We start from the raw sequence: 21,125 nt of genomic DNA on the forward strand, positions 1-21,125 counted from the left end.
GCTAACTATTATTTCTTGCGCTGCCGATAATCACGTTATCTTTGCGTTAACCCCTCATAAATGTTGTTCAATCGGTAATAGCTATTGCAATGGTTTTGTTCCATCACAGGCTCAGGCATACTGAAACCGTTATTGTCTGGAAAAAAGGAAACTTCCATGCCAAATCCCTTGTGTAACTCACTGTTTTCCATGTCTGCTGTCGTTATGGCAACATTATGCGTGGCAACGCCAAGTATGGCAGGTCCCAATTTACCGACCGCCAATACAGTAGAAGAAGCGCGTCTAGCCCAAGCCATAGCAGCCATGCCAGAGGTGACTCAGCGCTATCAGGCATTTCCTTATCAATTACAACAAAGATTAACCGCCGCCAATAACGAGTTAACTCTCACTCAAGATACCGCAGCATTAGCTCGGCGTTTATGGCAGCAAGCCGTACGTGATGTTCAAGCCGGCAATCCTGACGATAGATCTTTATATTGGTCCAGATTAGCCATGCGCGAGATTATTCTTAGTGGCAAGGTAGGATTTAACATAGCGCCGTGGCAGCGCCAAATACTATTGACCAGCATAGAGCTGGCCTCGCGAGGCATGAGCGATGTCAGCTTCGATCACAAGTCTTCCATCCGCATACTAGTGACAGGTTTCGATCCGTTTTTTCTCGATAAACATATAGATCAAAGCAACCCTTCCGGATTAGGCGCGCTTCACTTAGATGGCCACAAATTTAGCGTTAATGGCAAGCAGGCCGAAATTCAAAGTGTCATGATCCCAGTGCGTTTTGATGATTTTGATCAAGGCATGATAGAAGCGCTGATGACGCCCTATTTTCGTGACAATAATATTGATTTAGTGATCACTACGAGTATGGGACGCGATCACTTTGATCTTGAGCGTTTTGTAGGGCGCAATCGCAGCGCCTCTGCGCCTGATAATCGCAACCTAATCACAGGGGCGAGTCTGCAACTACCTAAAGCGCCACTGTTTGAGCAATCCGCCATCAAGGGCCAGTCGTTCTATGAATTTTCACTGCCAGTGACAGCCATGGCAAGTATCAGTGGCAAATGGCAAGTTAATGATAATCGTGAGGTCAATACCTTAGAGCAAGGCCCAATGGAAGCTTCAAGTTTAGACTCCATATTGAATATGACCTCAGTTGAAGGCAGTGGCGGCGGCTACTTGTCCAATGAAATTACATATCGCACCTTAAGAGTTAAAGACCTACTTAATAGCAAGGTGCGCTCTGGCCATATTCACACCCCTAAGGTTCAAGGGCATGATGGCGATTATGAAGCCGCCATCGTCAGGCAACTGACACTATTAATAGAAACCGCGGCGGCACACTAATGTGGTGCAAAGAAGCGCAAACGGCTAGTATGAGGCGTTTGTGTTTCTAACCTTAAAGCTAATGCCTAGCCCAGTACCCATTGCCAATGACTTAATTATCCAGCTTAAACAAGCGTGTGAAGACAGCTACCTTCGCGCGGAAGAGCAGTTACAGCGAAAAATACCCAGAGCCAGTATCAGCTTGGCATTGCGGGGGCGTAGCGCAGGCACAGCGCATTTGCAGCAAAATAAGCTCAGGTTTAATCCGGTGTTATTACAAGAAAATTCATCTGAATTTTTTACTACAGTAGTGCCCCATGAAATCTGTCACTTACTGTGCTTTCAACTCTTTGGCAGGGTAAAACCTCATGGCAAAGAATGGCAGCACTTAATGCGCTCAATTTACGGCTTAACGCCGCGGGTTACCCATAGCTTTGATGTGCAGTCGGTCAGTGGCTCGCAATTTACTTATTACTGCCAATGCGGCCCTATCATGCTAACGATACGCCGCCACAACAAGGTGGTTAAGCAGCAGATGAAATATCGCTGTCGCCGCTGCCAACAAATATTAGCCCCAGAGATGGCAACACTTGCCAAGCTGAGCTAGCAGCCATAGACTTTGGCCATAACTATAAGCATTTATTGATTTTTTAGGGGTAAACCTTGCTCAAACACTTATTGTGGGGACTCGCCTTGGGTCTCCTATGGCTCGCGCCTGCACACGCTTCTGGGCAGCATCCCAAGAATTTCAGCCAAGCGAAGAAAATAGCCCAGCAGCTTTATAAAGAACTGGGGGAAGTGCAAAGCTTTTATTGTGGCTGCGATATAGATACTGCCACCAAAAAATGGCAACCCTCATTCAGCGCTTGTGGTTATCAAGTACGCAAACAAGAAGTGAGAGCGAATCGGATTGAATGGGAACATATAGTACCAGCCTGGGATTTTGGCCACCAGCGTCAATGCTGGCAAACAGGCGGACGTAGCCAATGCCATACCGACTCTGAATTTGTCAAAATGGAAGCCGATCTTCACAACTTAGTGCCAGCCATAGGTGAAGTGAATGGCGATCGCAGTAATTATCGTTTTAGTGATTGGAATGCTAAATCCGAACAATATGGCCAATGCCCGATGGTAGTAGATTTTAGTGCCAAAAAAGCGCAGCCGCCAAAAGCCAGTCGCGGCGCAATCGCCCGAACTTATTTATACATGCAGCAAACTTATCATCTGAAAATCGCTAAGAGTCAGTTACAATTATTCCACGCTTGGGATAAGACCTTTCCCGTGACTGAAGCCGAGTGTCGCCGCGATCAAGCCATAGCGCGTCATCAAGGCAATCATAATCCTTTTGTTCAAACTCGTTGTAATGCCGCCAATCTAGCTCAAATTGCAACGGAATAAAGTAAGAGTATCCCATGAGAATACCAAGAATTTATCAAGCCACAGAGTTAACCCTTAATAGCAGCGTGAGCTTAGATGAAGACGGTGCGGCCCATATTGGCCGAGTATTACGCATGACAGCAGGCGAGCACATTAGCTTATTTAATGGCGATGGCCGTGATTATTTAGCCTGCATCACTGAGTCTGGCAAAAAACATGTACTGGTTGATATCATAGAAGTCACTGATAACTTAAGTGAGTCGCCGTTAAACCTGCATCTTGGGCAAGTGATTTCCCGTGGCGATCGCATGGACTTTACCATTCAAAAATCCGTAGAGTTAGGGGTTAATACGATTACGCCACTATTTTCTGAACGCTGCGGCGTTAAGTTAACCGGTGAGCGCTTAGAGAAGAAAATTCAGCAATGGCAAAAAATCGCCATTAGCGCTTGTGAGCAAAGTGGCCGCAGCCGCGTACCAGTTATTCGCCCCGCCATGGACTTACAAGCTTGGTGCAGCGAAGACACCCAAGCCTTAAAGCTTAACCTGCACCCACGCGCAGCCACAGGAATTAGCGGTTTGGCGCCAGATAATCGCCGCATCCGTTTATTGATTGGCCCTGAGGGCGGTTTATCCCGCGAGGAAATCATAATGACTGAGCAGCATACATTTACTGATGTGCTCCTTGGGCCACGCGTGCTGCGCACTGAAACCGCGTCACTCACGGCCATCAGCTTACTGCAACTCCATTTAGGCGATTTAGGCTAACCACCTAAAACGACCACAGCTTTGGCTTAGCCAACATAATGACAAGGACAACCTCATGATCAAGCTCGGCATAGTGATGGATCCCATCAGCTCTATCAATATTAAAAAAGACTCTAGTTTTGCCATGTTATTGGCGGCACAAGCCCGTGGTTATCAGCTCTATTATATGGAAATGGGCGACCTTGCCATTGAAGATGGCCAAACTATGGCGCGCATGCGCCCACTGACTGTGGCCATGGATAGCGATAATTGGTATCAAATGGGAGAGGCAGTTATCGCCCCGCTAGCAAGTTTAGATGTGGTGTTAATGCGTAAAGACCCACCATTTGATACTGAATATATCTACGCCACTTACATGCTAGAGCGCGCAGAAGAGCAAGGCTGCTTAATCATTAATAAGCCGCAAAGCCTGCGTGATGCCAATGAAAAACTCTTTACTTCATGGTTTAGTCAGTTTACGCCTAAAACCTTAGTGACAAGTGATGCTGCGCGCCTGCGCGCCTTTCATCAAACCTATGGCGATATCATTCTTAAGCCATTAGATGGCATGGGTGGCAGCTCAATTTTCCGGATTAAACAAGACGATCCAAACTTAGCTGTGATCATAGAAACCTTGACCGAACATGGCCGCTGTTATGCCATGGCGCAGCAATTTATTCCTGACATCAGTGCCGGTGATAAACGCATTTTAGTGGTTGATGGCGAGCCAGTGCCTTACTGCTTAGCCCGCATTCCGGCAAAAGGCGAAACCCGTGGCAACTTAGCAGCTGGCGGCACTGGGGTGGCGCAAGCATTATCTGAATCCGACTGGCACATTGCCCGCACTATTGGCCCTGAGCTTAAACGCCGCGGCTTAGTGTTTGTCGGTCTGGATGTCATTGGTGATAAGCTGACTGAAATTAACGTCACCAGCCCAACTTGTATCCGCGAAATTGAAGCGGCATTTAAGGTGGATATTACTGGCATGTTGATGGATGCTATTGAGCGCCGCTTGGCCGCTAAGTAAATAATAAAAAAGGATTTGCTAGTATGTCTATGATGACAAGGCTTTTAGGAACTTTACTTGTTCTTACCTCTATTTCCCCTATGGCAAGTGCCGAAGGGTTAGCGCAACTACCTGCGCGTCCTCAAAATATCATCATAATGATAGGTGATGGCATGGGGCCGGCTTACACCAGTGCTTATCGATTATATCGCGACGAACCTGCCAGCGAAGAAGTCGAAGAAACAGTATTTAATCGCCTGTTAGTCGGCAATGCTAGCACCTTTCCAGCCCATCAAAGCGGCTATGTCACAGATTCTGCCGCCGCCGCTACAGCGCTTGCCACAGGTGTCAAAACCTATAATGGCGCCGTGAGTGTCGATACCGAGCAAAAGCCAGTACAGACCTTATTTGAAGAAGCAAAAAAGCGCGGCATGGCGACCGGTGTAGCCGTGACCTCGCAGATTAACCACGCTACTCCTGCCGCCTTTTTAAGCCATAACGTCAGTCGTAAAAACTATGATGAGTTAGCTCAAAGCTATCTCACCACTGGGGCTGATGTATTACTTGGCGGTGGGCAGCGCTATTTTCCACCAGAATTACGCGACCAATTTGCCAGCCAAGGCTATCAAGTACTGCTTGATATCAAGGAGCTTGAAAGCGTCAAATCTGGCAAGGTGCTAGGCCTGTTTGCCGATGTGCAGCTCCCTTGGGCGCTGGATGAGCCAGAGAGCAATAGCTTAAGCCTGCTCACCACTAAGGCGCTTGAATTGTTATCGCAGCAACCTAATGGTTTTGTGCTGTTAGTCGAAGGCAGCTTAATTGATTGGGCTGGCCATAATAATGATATTGCGACCTTATTAGGTGAGATGCATCAATTTGCCAATGCCATTGAAATGGCCGAGCAGTTTGTCCGCCAGCACCCTAATACCTTACTTGTTGTCACTGCTGATCATGATACCGGCGGTTTAACTTTAGGGCGCGATGATCAATACCTGTGGGATCCAAGCTTAGTGCGCGCCATGACTATGACCCCAGATAGCTTAGCCAAGCACTTGCTGGCCTTTGAAGATACAGATGCAACGACTTGGCAAGATGAGTTACAGCGCTTATGGCCTGCGCCTCTTAGCCCTGAGCAAATCACGCAAATAAGCGCAGCCAAAAGCCAAGACCAAGAAGCCCATGAGGCGTTAGTTAAAACATTTACCCAAATTATCGATATCAGTACTCATACCGGCTGGACCACAGGCGGTCATACAGGTGTTGATGTGCAAGTATTTGCGGCCGGCGCCGGCGCGAATCTCTTTAATGGTCATCAAGATAATACCGATATTGCCACTAAACTCTTTAGCTTATTGCCAGTGCAAAATGCTAAAAAAGTTGCCGCCCCAGCCGCCTCTAAGGCTAGTGCGCCACAGGCTAAAGCTGCAGAAGTTAAAGCACCACTAGTTAACGCGCCAACATCCATTCCAGCAAAAGCACCTGCAGAAATACAAGCTCCAGTACCAAAGCCTGCACCAAAACCTGTGCCAGCACCAATGCCACAAGCCTAAATTCAATAAGGCGTTAGCTGCCTAATTGCCCAAAACGCGCTGCGTCTTGGGCAATGGGCCAGACTAAGCTTGAATTAATCTGCGCCAACATGCTCATGGTTTGCTCTTCACTTAATGGCCGCGCAAACAAATAGCCTTGGCCAAATTCGCAGCCAACCGTTTGTAAGAAAGATAATTGAGCCATATTTTCAATTCCTTCTGCTACCACTTTTCGCCCCATGTTATGGGCTAAGCTAATGACAGTGTCCACTATATGGGTATCCACTTCCTCAACATTAATGCCTGACACAAAGCATCGATCAATTTTTAACACATCAAAGGGTAACTGCTTTAAGTAGCTTAATGACGAGTAGCCAGTACCAAAATCATCGATGGCAATTCTCACCCCAGATAATTTAAGTTCTTCCATCACAATCCGCGCGCGATCCACTTGCGCCATCACACTCTCTTCAGTGACTTCCAGTAATAAGCGCCCTGGGGAAAGTTGATGTTCAGATAACAGATCTGCGATATTTTGACTAAGACAAGGTGATAAATAATGGTTGGCCGATAAATTGACGGCGAGATATAACTCATCCCCCGCTATCGCTTGTAAGCGTTTTAAAATTCGTGCCCCTTCTTGCAACACATAATTACCGACATCAATAATTGCCTGGCTATTCTCAATATCAGGAATAAAGTCCCCTGGCATAATAAGACCACGCAGCGGATGAAACCAACGAATAAGCCCCTCAAAACCACTGACCTTACCAGTATCAAGCGCGATAATCGGCTGCAAATACAGCTTAAGCTGACACTCACGAATCGCCGCCCCAATGTCTTGCTCTATCATCAAACGATTATTGGCTTGATGCAGTAAATCATAAGTAAACACCCGATAGTTACTGCGCCCAGCAGCTTTGGCTTGATACATGGCAAGATCGGCATGTTGGAGAAGCTCAGCAGCGGCCATATGACTCGACTGACACATAGCGACCCCGATACTGGTGGTTACTATCAGTTTGTGGGATTTCAGCACCACAGGTTGCTGCAAGGAGGAAAAAATCTTATGAATGACCTTACGCACTTCTTGTTCATGATCTATGCCCCTTAATAAGATCAAAAACTCATCGCCGCCTTGGCGAAAGACGGTATCCATGGCACGCACGCAGCGGCTTAAGCGCTCAGACACTATGATCAGCATCTCATCGCCTTCGTTATGGCCTAAGGTGTCATTGATCCGCTTAAATTCATCCAGATCGAGAAAGAGTAAGGCGACTTGATTGTGAATTCGGCCCACACAAGCGATCGCTTTTTCTAATTCATGCTCCAGCATGGCCTTGTTAGGCAAGTTAGTTAACGGATCGAGCATGGCCAAGCGCTCCAGTTTTTTGGTATAAGCGGCCAATTCGAGTTCCAAGTGTTCTAACTGTGAGGTGACATCCAAAATCGATCCGTCTAAACAATCTATCTCATCAAGGATCTGGTGCTTATTTTTAGGAATAGCTTCGCGAATTTGACTAAATTGCCGCTCCACCAATAACGGCAATAAGTGTGCATGATTAGCTATGCGTTGCAGCGGCGCCCAAGCAATCAAGAACATAAACACACAGGTCAATAATACTCCCACTAAGAGTATGCCTAAAATGTTGCGCTGAAATTGCTGCAAGGCTTGGTCCCAAGCGCTGATATTAGCGAACACCAGCAACATGGGGCCATTTTCACTGGCAAATAAGGGGTAATTCCACACCAACCAAGACTGCTGCTTGATTGAGTAAACATCTCGATAATGATCAAACACTTGCTGCCATGAGCTCTGACGCTCAATTTGTTGCAATATCGGCTGGATCCGCGCGCGATCGCTCAAACTAAATAGCTGCCGCCCCCAATAGTTATCGCTGCTATTAAGGTTATCATTTGGCCCTAAAATGGCTAATTCAATGCCGCCTTCATGCCGAATGCGATTAAGGATTTCGCTAATGCTGATCTCAAAAAATACTATCGCAGCTTTGTCTGCGATCACAGTTGGGATCAACATTTGTAAGCGACATTCATCGCTACACACAAAGCGCCACTTAGGCTCAATTAAGCCCGCGAGCTTAACGCCCCAGTCACCGACACTATTAAGTCCCAACTGAGTAATCACGTCCCCTTTTGGGGTGAGTATCGCCAAACTGGCTAACTCCCAGAACATTTGGATATCACTCCAAAATTTCTCTAATACTGCAGCAGGAGGCTCTGGATAAGTGCCAAGCACAAAGTTAAGTTGTTCAGCTTCAATCACAGCGTGTTCAACCGATTGATTAATGGCTAACTGCAACTGATTCGCTACCCTTTGATGCTGAGTTTCAAGCTGCTGATTGCGCTCATCAGTCAGCTGGATATAAGCGACTCTGGCAATAATGCCGCCAATGCAAGTCATCATGATAATAACCGCCAGCAACAGTTTCCATTTCAAACTAAAAAACCAGGTTCTTCGCCCTTGAATTGTCATGGATCACCATTGGAATCGGTAAGAGAGTTGAACTGCCACAATCGACCACCCTTTGGCTTGAGTAAGAGGATCACGATTAACAAATAACGGCACCCATGCCGCTCCATCTAACTGATGATATTCAAGGGCTAGCATCCATCTCGGTGAAAACAACCACTGCCCGCCCAAGGTCCAATCTTTACTGTAACTAAAATACTTAGGCTCGCCCTGCACTGCGCTAACAGCCTAAGCATTACGGTTATTGCTATCTAAATCATAATTGTCAAAACGCAAATAAAGCTGCCAATATTTGGGCAGAAACACACGCCCCTCCACACAAAATCCTAGGACATTTCTTTGATCGCCTTGGGTATTATTTGGATTTATGCCTTCAGTAAGATTTGCGAACAGATTAATTTCTGAGGTTAATTGCCACCAGTCTTGGCGATATTGCAAGGATGCAATCCATGGATCTATGTCTATATTGCCATCTAACATGTAACTAGTGCTGTTAAAAACAATATCAGCCTGATAATAAGAAATGCCTACATACCAAGCTGAACTCTGGTACTTAACCGTGGCGGAATAATAAGGTTCTGGTTCAAACTCACCGCTAGAATGATTGCCAAAAATATTATCGGCTAAGTCATCGCCAAAGGCCGGAAACCCCGCGATGACATGCCAATTAATCACCCCACTTGCTAACAGATATTCACCAAACCAGTCGCCGCCATCAATCTTAAGCTGGGCGTCCCGATACAAGTCTGGGTAAATTGATTGCGGCAATATGATGCTTGGCCGAGTAAAAGGCCCATCACGAGTACTGTTATACAGGCCATATTCGCCTTTCACGCGCCCAAGGCGTATGCCTTGCTGCCCTTGCCATAAGCGCCAATTGTATTCCACGAACAAATAATCAAAATTAACGCGACTGTCGGTCAATTCGCCCCATTGTCGATAATTAAGCGTGCCAGCGAAACGTAATGGCGAGTCTGAACGCCAAGAGGCGGCAAGCATAGCTTCGGTCAGAGCAAAACTGTCGCTATCATCACCCACAATAAAGCGGCTATTTTCGGTATGCATATAAGCTTGGCTAATAAAGCCATTGGCCTGCCAAGATGTTGCCAGTAAATGGGGGCTAATAAGCGCGACGCACAAGCAAATGAATATCCGTGGATTAATGACTGCCATTGCGATTTCCTTGCGCTTGATACTCAGACGATAAATAGCCAATGGCCCCTGGCGTAGCTTTCACTTTTTGCCACATGTCTTGCTCATTATTGACCACTTCAGGCCGGTCGCCCGTGCCAGAAAACACCCTTTGGTCCCATTTTTTTTGCAAAAAATAGGGCATTAGTTTCAACTCTTGTCGGCAAAAATCTTGATGTAAGCTTGATAGCGGCGGCAGAATAAACACCCGAATAGGCTGGCCATCTTGCCAAAATGTTCGCTGCTTAGAAAAAATCAGCCGTAAGTCACTTTCAGACAGAGTCTCAGCGTTAGAGTCATGAGTAATCACAAAAAATTGCGCATTAAGATTACTGCTAACACATAAACACAGCAGCAATAACGCTAGCTTGTACATAGCAGAACTTCCATGCCTAAGGGGATATAAAGCAACACATCCTTGTTGCCATTAACATTCTATCTTAGCCACTTAAGCATAGATAAAAATAATGACATCCGTGAGGCGCTGTCAAAAAAAGGCTTAGTTAGGATATAATTGCCATCATTCTCATTGAACCGATGACCCCAAAGTGCTCACTAATCCATCTCAACTTATTATGCGCAACCACTCGCTAGTTTCTGGCAAAAGCGTGTTACTTCTCAATCATGAAGGTGACTCATTAGCCGTGGAACTCAGCCATAGCACGCCCCAAGTCGGCGCGCTCGCGTTGGATTATCATCACCATTTAGGTCTTAACAATCAGGCGAATAAGCAGCTCACCTGTCATTTTGGTCACAGATGGCCACAGCCAGATAAGTTTGATTCAGTGATCATCTATTTTCCTAAGGCTAAGAATTTATTCCCGTATTTACTGCAACTGGCCGCCCATCACCTCAATATTGGTGGTCAAGTGCTAGTGACCGGCGAAAACAAAGGCGGTATTAAATCCATCGCTAAGATGATGCCAGCGTGGTTTAGCCCAGCACATAAAATCGATAATGCCCGTCATAGTCTGCTGTATGTGAGTGAGTTAATGGCAGCGCCTGCGCCACTCAATCTCAATGATTTTGCTAGCCAATATCAATTACAAACGCCGCAAGGCGAGCTCACCATTTGCAATTTGGTCGGGGTATTTAGTGAATCTAAGCTTGATTTGGGCACGCAGTTATTACTGCAGCATTTACCGCAGCTTAAGGGTCGAGTGTTAGATTTTGGCTGTGGCGCCGGGGTGATTGCCGCAGCGTTACTTAAAGCTCAGCCAGAATTACAGCTGGAATGTGTGGACATTAATGCCATGGCATTGGCCGCGTGTGAATTAACCCTCAAAGCGAATAACATGCAGGCTAAGGTTTATCCATCGGATGGTTTGGCTCAGACTCAAGGTCAATTTGATGCGGTCATTTCTAACCCACCGTTTCATGATGGCTTACAAAGCACCACCCAAATTGCCACCGACTTTGTTAGCGATAGCGCTAAGCAACTGGCGAAAGGTGGTCAATGGCAGATTGTGGCTAATGGACACTTACCTTATGGCGATGCTATCGCCAGCGCCTTTAAACAAAGCGTTAACGTGATAGCGAGCACTAATAAATATAAGCTCTATCGCCAACAAGGCTAAATTAGCTTATCAAGTCAAGATATAGGGTTAGTAAGCTGGTTTACATTCTTGCTAACCCTAGCGCCCCCTCAACTGCTGCGAAAAATTAGTTACAACTAGCGCACGCCCACAGGCTAAAACTTTGGCATAATGACGTTTTTTCTCACTGGATGAACAAGTGCAACTGCTGAATATTGATTGTTTAGGAAAACCGCTACGTCTCGAAGCGTCGTTAGCTGGCTGGCAGGCCGTATATTGGGACAATGCCTTAGTGGCACAATGCCCTGCAAGCGCCGATAACCAAGGACAGCGCAGTCATCAATTCCAGCTCCAATCCGGTGAGCAAACGCTCACTATTACCTTAAAGATAGATCTAAATTGGCAGCCATTTTCCCTGTCTTATCAACTATACGCGCAAGATAAATTAGTCACAGAAGGCCAGCGCAACCAGCACGATATTGAGCAGCAAACACCTGTGGTGGCACCGGTTAAAGTCTCGCAATTAAGCTTAGTGGGCTTAGCGTCTTTAGGTTTTAAGTTACTAAAAAGCGCTAAGGTGATTAAAGTTGTGCTCGCTGGCGCCAGTATTGCCGCTTACTCTTGGCTATTTTCATTTCAATTTGCTTTAGCACTGATAGCTTGCTTAGTGTTTCACGAGTATGGCCATATTCGCGCCATGAAATACTTTGGCATGAAAACCAAAGGTATCTATCTCATCCCCTTTATGGGCGGCTTAGCCCTCAGTGATGAAAAGATAAATACCCGCTGGCAAGATGTAGTGATATCTATCATGGGCCCGACCTTTGGCCTATTTATGTCGCTGTTATCTTTAGTGGCTTACTGGATCACTGGCAATATCTTTTTTGCGGGCCTTGCGAGCTTTAATGCCCTGTTAAATCTATTTAATTTACTGCCAATTTTGCCGTTAGACGGTGGCCATATCCTAAAAAGCATCAGCTTTTCTATGAATAGCATAGTGGGGTTAGCAGCTTGCATTATCGGCGCGGCCATCGGCGTTTATATCAGTTACAGCTTGGGATTAGCCTTATTGGGCTTTTTGTTATTGATAGGCAGTGTTGAAATAGTATTTGAATGGCGCAGTCGTCATCACAGCCATTTATTGCCCTTAGATAGATATGGCCAAGTGTTTTCAGCCATCTGGTATTTACTGACAGTTGGCGCCTTAATCGCAATCATTTGGTATTTCGCCAGTAGCGGCGATGACATCTTAGCCCTGCCATTAAAAATCTTAAGCAGCTAAGTTTGCCATTCATTCACAATTAAGCCTGGATGGCTAAGCTTAGCCCTTATATTGACTTGGCCATCTACTTCATCTGAGCATCATGCCCCGTTATTTCCAATGGTTGTTAGTACTGCTAATTATCCTCATCATCAAAACCTCGCTACTTGGCATGGCCATGTTGAGCATGGGCTTAGCCTTGCTTGGACTCATGTTAACGAGTGTGTATCAGCGCTGGAATAAAAGCTTAGAGAAGCAGAGGCTTGAACTGAAGTTTCGCCAAGTGTTTTTGGCCACACTGCTGCTGCACACCAGCCTGTATCTTGGCTTGCTAGTAAAGTTAGCGCTCATAGATAGTTGGCAAGATATCACCACTTTCATCTTAAGCCATTTACTACTGCACCACGGTTTAAGCGCTGCCATAGCAGGCATTATCACCTTATTAGCCGTAAGTATTTATGCTCAAGTGAAGCCGATAACAGGACTTACCGTTACCCCTGATAAGCCATTAACAGCGAAAGATAATCAGCAGCCACTTGGTATGGACTAATTAATGGCTTATTTTGACCAATAATGACGGTTAAAATATTTTTATACCACATGGTGTTCATACTAAACCCAGTAACTTTACTGACGCGATAAAGTATCTAAATATCTATTCTGCCAACAGTTAGCATAAGGCTGACGTCATCTGATAAATGCCTCAATTAGCGCAACTGAAGCGCAGATAAATTGCTTTAGCAAAAAAGCAATGGTGTAATGAGCGACACCTTTTTGACTATCAACTCCTGCCTAAGGCTAGTATTTAATGAAGTATATTATTGGCGCCTATGCCAGCGCGCCCTCTGGCGTGAGCTGGAATAAAGAGTTAGAAACCGAGTATTACCAACAGCTTAAATCACAAGATAACATAGGTGGCATCGAACACCCGTTCACAGGAACTTTGCATCCCTTTGATGATGAGTGGTTTCTTAATAATATCGATAAAGATTGGCAATTTGTCTTTACCTCAATTCCGGGTGTGATGGCGCAATTAGCCAAAAATCCACACTTTGGTATTGCCTCCACCAATGAAGCCGGCAGACAAGCGGCGATAGCTTTTTATCAACAAGCGCAAGCAGCTATCAAAAAACTGAATGATCATTTAGGCCGCCAAGCCGTCAGCGCCATCATGATACATACTGCGCCTAAGATCACCGCAGCTAGCCAATCATCCATAGCGGCGCTTGAAGCCTCGTTAACTAGCTTGCAGTCTAGTAACTGGCATGGTGCAAAGTTGGTGATTGAGCATTGTGATGCCTATATGGCGGGTCAAGCGCCAGCGAAAGGCTTTATGCGCTTAGAAGATGAAATCACGGCTATTGCCAATGTAAATAAAGCGCTTAATGGCGATATTGGTATCTGCATTAACTGGGGACGCTCTGCCATTGAAACTCGTAGTACTGCCGGCCCATTACAGCATATCGAGCTAGCTAAAAAAGCTAACTTATTAACTGGATTAATGTTTTCTGGCGCGAGCGATTACGCAGGCCCTTATGGTCAATGGCAAGACACTCATATGCCACCAGCTCAAGCTTTAGGCATTAAAGATTATGCTGAGCGTTCATTATTGACCTTAGAGCAAATCCGTCAGTGTATCGCCTTAAGCGCCCCGTCAACATTAGGCTTTTTAGGTGCCAAGATATCACTGCGTCCAAATCAAGCCAGCGTTGAGCAAAGAATGTCATACGTTAATGGCTTAACTCACTTGATGCAAAGCGCGAGCGAAACTGTTTAAACCTGTAAAGAGCTCAAGCCCTAAAATCAATATCCTAAAACGCTAGTCGGCTATGACTCAGTATTTTTAACAGCGTGTAATTGGCTACTTATGACTAAGTAGCCAATTTTTTATCCCCAAGATTTAGCTCAAATTAAGTTAGCTAGTCTCGACCACTGTTGCTATTCCAGAAAATCAACACCCACAAGTATGATCAAATAATTACGCGCACTCATCACCAAGGTTAGCGCCTAAAGCCAAGCCACTTAATATAAGTTATAGGAATACATTAGGAGGCGTTATAAAAAACAAGCAGCCAAGTATAATTTTTAATTAGCTGCTTGTTGGAGTTGAGTGGCTACTTGATATTAATTTCGACAACCACCTTACCCGCATATTGCTGATGTAGTTTTCTTATAAAAACATTAGAAAACCAGTTTAGATATAAAGTAACCAGCAGCCACAGACGAAATAATCATGACAAATCCGGGCATTATATAGCTGTGGTTTATCACGTAGGTGCCAAGCCTAGTGGTTCCCGTGCGGTCAAATGACACGCAGCCAATTTGCCCCGCACCTGGCACGATAAAATCACCACAAGTTGCTGGATATAATGCAACTAATAGTCCTGGCGGGATCCCCATTGCAGCGCCTAATGGCATTAAGGCCGAAACTGTAGCGGATGGGCGGTTCTGTCGCAAACTGAGGAACAGGTTTATCATGAGCGATGCTCTGTTAACTAACATCATCAATGTCACTAAACTTTTCTGGACGCCATTTCCCAACAGATATCATCATGCAAGCCCTACGATATTACCTGGCCTATAAACTGAGTTACCGTGAAATTGAGGAGATGTTCGCTGAACGTAATATCCATTTTGACCACTCAACACTGAACCGACCGTTGGGTTATCAAATATGCGCCGCAACTCGAAGCCATATTCAGGAAGAGAAAGCGTCGAGTATCAGGGGCGTGGCGAATGGACGAAACCTACATAAAGATTAAAGGTCGCTGGGTTTACTATTATCGCGCCGTGGATACATACGGCGCTATTATTGATTTTTATTTGAGTGAGACCCGTGATGAACCTGCTGCTCGGGCATTTTTCAATAAAGCTATCAACCAACATGGCTTACCTGAAAAGGTCGTCATTGATCAAAGTAGGGCGAATGCTACGGCATTAGACACCATGAATATTCGTCTTTGGCTGTCTGGTTGCATGTTGTTTATGATTGAGGTTTTAGCCATAAAATATCTGAATAATATTGTTGAGCAAAGCCACCGGAAAGTGAAAGATAAAATGCATCAATGTTTGGGTTGGAAGTCTTGGGAAGGTGCCGAATCAACGCTTGCTGGCGTTGAACTTTGGTCCATGATTAAGCAAGGGCAAATGAACACCACCGAAAAGATGACACCATGGGAACAATTTTATTCTTTAGCTGCATAATTGTATCTGAGAGATCCTGCGCCCTTAAAATATAACAGCAAGATCTCAGTTTGCGACAGAACCGCAGTTTAAAGAGTGGCAAGCCAATTACCGCCAAAAGGGTTGTATCTAAGCGGGCAACAATACCTTAACTAGCGCCATAAACGTGGCTATACAGCTCAGGGCCCCAAAAACTCACTTTTACTTTTGAGGTTCGTAACCAAAGTATTCACACAGCAAGTGATAAGCCAAAACCTTATCGTCGTGGGGCGCAGCTTGAATGATTGCCTGAGTATTTACCTTTCCAGTTGCAGAGTTCCAGTAATTCTTTTTCATCACTTGATGCCTTCCGCATAAAGCCTGCCACTGGGAGGAATCACTTGGGTCGGTATTGGGATTTAGTGAATGAGGATCCACATGATCTGGTGTTAGCTTTACTGTACCACCACCAATCGGATCTTTTTCACCATCTTTAAGAAGACAAAGCTCACCACTGTCATTCCATTCACAGCAGTTTTTGGCTCTATTTAAAACAGCTTGCCAAGTATCTTTTGTAGGTAAAACTCGCTTACCAGCACTCTCACGTCTTTGAGTTGACATCAGAATATACTCTCCAACTGCAAGATAGCTTCTGTCTCTTTTAGACAGAATCGTATAACCCGAGTCAGTTCTCAGCTCAGACAGACGTTGGTGCCAGTTCTCAGGATCCTTTCCTGTAATTGGGTCTCTTGCAACTTGTATCAACATTTCATTTGTAACGATCTTGCCAACATTATCAATGAAAAAGGCTTCCAGCCTCTTTTGGATACTCTTTTGTGAATATGTTTTGCCAACGCTCCCAATTGGGTAATCGTTACGACCAGCCATAAACCTCCCCTTAAACGGCCAACTTTAGGAAAACAGGCCTATATGTTAGAATTCAATGCCAGTGGAGTATAGTGCACAATATGAACAATCAAATCAACAAATTAAATCAAGACTTTGCGTTGAGTTTAAACATTCAACCAGACTTATTGCCTATGAATTATTTACCTAAACTGAGTTTGGGAAGATCTTCATGTCGTTTGTTCAGAGGTGATAACGCTGTCGTATTAAAACACCTTGTAGAGCAGCACGAAGAGTTCGATTTTTGCTATATAGATCCGCCTTACAACACCAGAAACAAATTTATCTACGATGACTCGAGAGTATCTAAAGGGCACTCTATTTGGGGAAGCCATTGCCAGTGGATAGAGTTCATGGCAGAGCGACTCATCCCGCTTCATAAGATCTTGAAAAAAAGTGGCATAATAGCTATCAGTATTGATGACTATGAGCAACCATATTTACGAGTTCTTTTGGATAAAATTTTTGGAGAGAGCAATTTTATTGCTTGTATAGCTATTTGCCGAAGTAAGAATGGCAAGGGTAGTAAACCTGGGATTTCTACAAATCACGAATATGTTGTCCTATATGGCAAATCCAGTGACTCAAAATTGGTAGGAGTAAGGGAAGCCTGTGACGCTTCTTACGATAAGAAAGATATCCACGGGCCCTTCAAAGTCAATGGCCTATTTAGGAAAAAAGGCGATGGGAGTCGCCGCGAAGATCGGCCAACAATGTATTACCCTTTGTACTTTGACAAGCAAGGTAATGTATATACTGAGAATCTTTCTGGCGATTTGAAATCTGCCTATCCCATAGATAGCAAAGGTATTGAACGAAGATGGCTTTGGGGACGTGATAAAGCTAGCCAAGAATCTTGGAAGCTTTATGCTAGCCCTAATGGTGTTATATACGTTAAAAATTACTTCACAGAAGGCAAGCGTGTTAAACCTAAGAGCCTATGGACTGACAACCGTTACTTAACGGAAAGAGCAACCAATCAAATTAAGGAAATATTTGGTAGCAAAATCTTTGATACACCAAAACCAATTGATTTGATTGAGGATATCATAGACTGCTGTTGTGATAATAATGCTAAGATCATCGACGTTTTTGCTGGTTCAGGAACTACAGCACATGCAGCCCACAATCTAAACGTTCGTGATGGTGGAAATAGAACCGTTGTCTTAGTCGAACAAGAACAAAAGATCGCATCATCACACGAAGCTTTTGCCTTTGGCTATAAAACGATTGCAGATATCACTGAAGATCGATTAAAGAGACTATCGACTAATGACAATAGTTTTTGCTATGAGGTTTTGTAATTTACAACCTTCATTCATTAACTATCAGCCAGCACTTTGTAGTGGCATAGTAAACTTGGCCACTACAAACGAGATACTTAGCATTTAAAGCTCACGATTCTGTTTTGCATTTTAATATGTATTAACATGCTGAAATCGCGTGTTTACGAGCAGAATGCAGCTATTTTCGAAGCGAATTGCTAGATTATGTCGATAGACTTCGTTTATGCACATAAAACTGCATAAACAGTCAGATTTTGACTCATCTCTGACTTCTAACTCGCTTAGGTGTGCAGAAACACGTAAGCAAAGAACTAACACGAGATCGCTAAGCTTTATGTGTGAATCAGTCTCTCATAGGCTGATTCACACATAAAGCTCACTTTCGGACAAAAGTGAGTTAGAAAACTTACTTTAGTGCAGATAGGTAAGATGAAAAAAGTATCTCAAATACCCTAATTCAATCCGATCCTTTATCTTGAAGCAAGGAGGGAAAATATTGCTGACTCCTCCCAGTATAAAGTTTCTATCGGATCATGACTAAAATGCGTTCAAAGCAACTAATTTATGAAATTTGCCATTTTCGTGAAGCGACCACCAATCTCCATCGCGGCCAACAACTGCCACTAGGCAAGGTTTTTGGCCACGTAAACTCAATTTCCAGTTTTTAAAGTCGATACTTGAAGGGTAAGGCAGATCTTGAGGATGAGTATGCCACTCACCCAAATAGTTACTAGTTCCACCAGAACGTCGATTGGCATTAACAACCGCTAACTGATGGTGGAAAAAATTCCGGACAAAACGAAAACGCGAAGCACGGTCGTCCAATGAGGGCGTCGTAACTTCCTTAATTACAAAGTTTCCCCCTCTTCGCTCGCCAATCAACACTCCTCCCGCTTCGTGGTCGGCAGGATCAATTTGACGTAATGCGCGCATAGAGTTAATTGCGAGAGGCTCTATTACTACGAAACGCGTACCGTTAGAACCTTCTACCTCGTAAACTAATTCAATATCACACTTACTCAACGAACTTTTCCTCTGCCACAAACTTTACAATCATTCCAAGGCTTGAGCACTGATCGTTTCTGCGACTTCACGTTTTCACTCGTTACCTTGCTATAAGTCCACTTAAGTTTCGGTTCTAACGTACTCAATACGGCCTCAACTACCAAAGCAGCAGAAATCACGCTGACATTCACATCGTATGGTGTATAAACACTCCCGCAGGAATATCGAGAAGTATCGAAAACTGGCTGGTCGGCTTCCGCCTTGGTAAATTTATCGAGGCAACCATAACAAGCCTTACCATTGTCGATAAATACAACTGACTCTTGACCCCAGCGATAGTTCAATCCATGAATAATAGTCGGTGGATTCATAGGGATTTTTCTAACTGCACCTGCAAGGGCTAGGCTTACAGGTACGCGTCCAGTAGCGTCTATCACCACATCGTAATCTTTTAGATTTCCAGCAAAGATTTCAAAATCCTCCTTCTTAACATAAACCGATACAGGGTGTAACGCCTCATCCTCGATTAATTTCGCAAGTCCATCTGCTTTATTCCAACCCACGAAACTAACGGGTAAACGATGCCGACCAAGGTTACCAATACTCAACCGATCTGAGTCATAGAGTGTTAAACTACCTCGAATTCCAGCTCCCGCTCCGGCCTTAACCAAATATTCTGCCACGTAACCACCGATCGTTCCGCAACCGATTAGAGCGATACGCTTATCACGTATATCACCCATTTCTAGCTTAGGCCGATTTCTTAGGAAGACCGCATCACGATCAACGGCCTCAACGTGAAGTCGCACAAAAAACTCAATCGCCTTTGAACTACGGATAGGCGCAATCATTGACCGGACCGAACGTTTCTTACGACTACTCCACGATTCAAGTAATTTCTGATACTGAGCGCTAAACGTCAATTTGAAACCAAGATTGCCTTCATCGGTTATCTGAAGAATCACTAACGCTCGTTTAACCGATAATTTTACTAACTGGAATATAAGATTATCGCGGGCACTACAGTCTGCTTTAGCTAACCAGTCGATTACGTCAGCAAGGCTATTTGGAGGCCAAACTGCAATGGGGGTCCAATTATTTGGCTTAACCGTTACAACAATCGCTACACCATCTTCCACAGCAGACTTTTCACCACGCAACTCCAACCAGCGATTACGTTCATCTTGCTCAGTGTAGACAACAAACTCTGACGTTTCTTTAACATCACGACCAGTTTTAACCCTAAGCGAACAATATTTCAGCACCTTGTTCTTCGTAGGTAAGGCTTCAAAGCTAAACGCACTACAATATCCTTCCCAATAATTGGAGAACTCATTTCGGTATTCTTCTGGATTTTCATAGTTATCAACGGCAATATTTAGCGTTTTAGCAATACTATTATCAATTGCCTCAGCAAAGCTTGCGCCATCTAGTGGGTTCCATTGGCTCTGATCGTTATCAGCAAAGCATAAGTAGCCATTATTACTAATATGAGGTAATGCAACTTCATTAAACTGAACTGGTTTTTCCAGTATATAAGTGAGCGGTAACTTAGTCAGATCTTGATGAGTACGGATCAGCAATATTTTAAAGTCACCAACAGCGGTCACATAGCGCTTAATGAACTTAGTTCCTTTAAGCGCTCTAAACCGTTCAGGTAGCCCGCGGGTCGGTGGCTGTAACCACTCAAAGCCCGCGCGTAACAAATGACTTCGAAACTTCAAGTTAGCCACTCGTCATTGTTTTTTCAATTTCGGCAGGCTTACTTTTCTCCGCAGGCGTCGCATAGACGGGAGCGGCCAAAGCAGAGACCAGCAGCGCAACATTAACCCCACGTTCACCGAAAATTTGGCTCAAGTTGCTAGACGCATCATCTCGGTTTTTGGCAGTCATTGCTGAATGAAGACATAAGTCCAAGTTTCTTGCTGCAAGTACAATCTTGCGCAGCTCATCGGTATGCTGGCTACTATCAGGGAACAAAGGGCGATCATCAGATGGGTCAGGGCTTGCGACACCAGCATTAAACTGCTTAGCAAGGTTACTTGCCACCGCCTTGATAATCAACCCAAGGTCTGTACCGTCAAGTGGCGATTGGCCAAGAGTATCTACAGCACACTTCATCAAAGCAATAGAAGATGGGCCACCGCCATTTTCCCACGTAACATCACGCCACCCCTTTAAAAAACGACAAGCTAAACGTAAGTGCTCACCAACTTCTTTTACGGATTCGATAAACCACTGCTGAATGTTCTGGTCTAATTCCATCGGACACTTAATTTTGAGACAGTATGGTCAATAAATTAAGAG

General features: G+C 44.7%; 19 protein-coding genes and 1 pseudogene. 12 read left to right on the forward strand and 8 right to left on the reverse strand.

The features are described 5' to 3' along the window. Positions 1-35: 35 nt before the first annotated feature. Positions 36-158, reverse strand: a complete 123-nt coding sequence (locus AC1HDP_RS10780) for a hypothetical protein (RefSeq protein ID WP_479638772.1) — start codon at positions 156-158, stop codon at positions 36-38. Here AC1HDP_RS10780 and AC1HDP_RS10785 point away from each other — a divergent pair. From AC1HDP_RS10785 to AC1HDP_RS10810, 6 genes are read left to right on the forward strand one after another with little or no spacing between them, the layout of a single operon-like run. Next, positions 157-1,344 (forward strand): pyroglutamyl-peptidase I, encoded by a 1,188-nt coding sequence (locus AC1HDP_RS10785; RefSeq protein WP_479638773.1) that lies wholly within the window; start codon positions 157-159, stop codon positions 1,342-1,344. The two genes, AC1HDP_RS10780 and AC1HDP_RS10785, sit on opposite strands and share 2 nt — an antisense overlap. Positions 1,345-1,384: 40 nt before the next feature. Next, positions 1,385-1,930, forward strand: a complete 546-nt coding sequence (locus AC1HDP_RS10790) for a SprT family zinc-dependent metalloprotease (protein WP_479638774.1) — start codon at positions 1,385-1,387, stop codon at positions 1,928-1,930. 56 nt (positions 1,931-1,986) lie between these two features. Further along, positions 1,987-2,721, forward strand: coding sequence for an endonuclease (locus AC1HDP_RS10795; RefSeq protein ID WP_479638775.1), 735 nt, complete (start codon positions 1,987-1,989; stop codon positions 2,719-2,721). 14 nt (positions 2,722-2,735) lie between these two features. Then, a complete protein-coding gene (gene rsmE / locus AC1HDP_RS10800) occupies positions 2,736-3,467 on the forward strand; it encodes a 16S rRNA (uracil(1498)-N(3))-methyltransferase (protein ID WP_140933734.1) in 732 nt (243 codons plus the stop codon). 55 nt (positions 3,468-3,522) lie between these two features. Further along, positions 3,523-4,473: a glutathione synthase gene (gshB, locus tag AC1HDP_RS10805; protein ID WP_479638776.1), complete on the forward strand. Its 951-nt coding sequence runs from the start codon at positions 3,523-3,525 to the stop codon at positions 4,471-4,473. 23 nt (positions 4,474-4,496) lie between these two features. Further along, on the forward strand, positions 4,497-6,002 hold the full coding sequence (locus AC1HDP_RS10810) for an alkaline phosphatase (RefSeq protein ID WP_479638777.1): 1,506 nt from the start codon (positions 4,497-4,499) through the stop codon (positions 6,000-6,002). 13 nt (positions 6,003-6,015) lie between these two features. Here the strand turns inward: AC1HDP_RS10810 and AC1HDP_RS10815 are convergent, their stop codons facing one another. The 3 genes from AC1HDP_RS10815 to AC1HDP_RS10825 form a co-directional block, all read right to left on the reverse strand. Then, on the reverse strand, positions 6,016-8,439 hold the full coding sequence (locus tag AC1HDP_RS10815) for a putative bifunctional diguanylate cyclase/phosphodiesterase (RefSeq protein WP_479638778.1): 2,424 nt from the start codon (positions 8,437-8,439) through the stop codon (positions 6,016-6,018). 261 nt (positions 8,440-8,700) lie between these two features. Then, on the reverse strand, positions 8,701-9,645 hold the full coding sequence (locus AC1HDP_RS10820) for a hypothetical protein (protein ID WP_479638779.1): 945 nt from the start codon (positions 9,643-9,645) through the stop codon (positions 8,701-8,703). Beyond that, on the reverse strand, positions 9,632-10,039 hold the full coding sequence (locus tag AC1HDP_RS10825) for a substrate-binding domain-containing protein (RefSeq protein WP_140933739.1): 408 nt from the start codon (positions 10,037-10,039) through the stop codon (positions 9,632-9,634). Before AC1HDP_RS10825 ends, AC1HDP_RS10820 begins: the two co-directional genes overlap by 14 nt. Before the next feature lie 172 nt (positions 10,040-10,211). On the opposite strand from AC1HDP_RS10825, the gene AC1HDP_RS10830 reads away from it, so the two are divergent. The 5 genes and pseudogenes from AC1HDP_RS10830 (at position 10,212) to AC1HDP_RS10850 (ending at position 15,663) form a co-directional block, all read left to right on the forward strand. After that, the gene (locus AC1HDP_RS10830; RefSeq protein ID WP_479638780.1) at positions 10,212-11,240 is read left to right on the forward strand and encodes a methyltransferase; all 1,029 of its coding nucleotides are present in this window, start codon (positions 10,212-10,214) and stop codon (positions 11,238-11,240) included. A gap of 145 nt (positions 11,241-11,385) precedes the next feature. Further along, the gene (locus tag AC1HDP_RS10835; protein WP_479639872.1) at positions 11,386-12,480 is read left to right on the forward strand and encodes a site-2 protease family protein; all 1,095 of its coding nucleotides are present in this window, start codon (positions 11,386-11,388) and stop codon (positions 12,478-12,480) included. Positions 12,481-12,562: 82 nt separating this feature from the next. Beyond that, positions 12,563-13,009, forward strand: a complete 447-nt coding sequence (locus AC1HDP_RS10840) for a hypothetical protein (RefSeq protein WP_479638781.1) — start codon at positions 12,563-12,565, stop codon at positions 13,007-13,009. A 258-nt stretch (positions 13,010-13,267) separates the two neighbouring features. Continuing rightward, positions 13,268-14,236 (forward strand): DUF4862 family protein, encoded by a 969-nt coding sequence (locus AC1HDP_RS10845; RefSeq protein ID WP_479638782.1) that lies wholly within the window; start codon positions 13,268-13,270, stop codon positions 14,234-14,236. A gap of 730 nt (positions 14,237-14,966) precedes the next feature. Continuing rightward, positions 14,967-15,663: pseudogene (locus AC1HDP_RS10850) on the forward strand (IS6 family transposase). A gap of 180 nt (positions 15,664-15,843) precedes the next feature. Here AC1HDP_RS10850 and AC1HDP_RS10855 read toward each other — a convergent pair. Next, complete coding sequence (locus tag AC1HDP_RS10855) at positions 15,844-16,509, reverse strand: hypothetical protein (protein WP_479638783.1); 666 nt, start codon at positions 16,507-16,509, stop codon at positions 15,844-15,846. Positions 16,510-16,589: 80 nt separating this feature from the next. Here AC1HDP_RS10855 and AC1HDP_RS10860 point away from each other — a divergent pair, with 80 nt between their 5' ends. Next, on the forward strand, positions 16,590-17,831 hold the full coding sequence (locus AC1HDP_RS10860) for a site-specific DNA-methyltransferase (protein ID WP_479638784.1): 1,242 nt from the start codon (positions 16,590-16,592) through the stop codon (positions 17,829-17,831). Positions 17,832-18,350: 519 nt separating this feature from the next. Here the strand turns inward: AC1HDP_RS10860 and AC1HDP_RS10865 are convergent. From AC1HDP_RS10865 to AC1HDP_RS10875, 3 genes are read right to left on the reverse strand one after another with little or no spacing between them, the layout of a single operon-like run. Next, complete coding sequence (locus AC1HDP_RS10865; protein ID WP_479638785.1) at positions 18,351-18,836, reverse strand: Mov34/MPN/PAD-1 family protein; 486 nt, start codon at positions 18,834-18,836, stop codon at positions 18,351-18,353. Beyond that, on the reverse strand, positions 18,833-20,542 hold the full coding sequence (locus tag AC1HDP_RS10870) for a ThiF family adenylyltransferase (RefSeq protein ID WP_479638786.1): 1,710 nt from the start codon (positions 20,540-20,542) through the stop codon (positions 18,833-18,835). The genes AC1HDP_RS10865 and AC1HDP_RS10870 overlap by 4 nt, the downstream gene beginning before the upstream one ends. Before the next feature lies 1 nt (position 20,543). After that, the gene (locus AC1HDP_RS10875; protein WP_479638787.1) at positions 20,544-21,083 is read right to left on the reverse strand and encodes a hypothetical protein; all 540 of its coding nucleotides are present in this window, start codon (positions 21,081-21,083) and stop codon (positions 20,544-20,546) included. Positions 21,084-21,125 lie beyond the last annotated feature (42 nt).

It is taken from the genome of Shewanella sp. ISS20 (assembly GCF_056522965.1).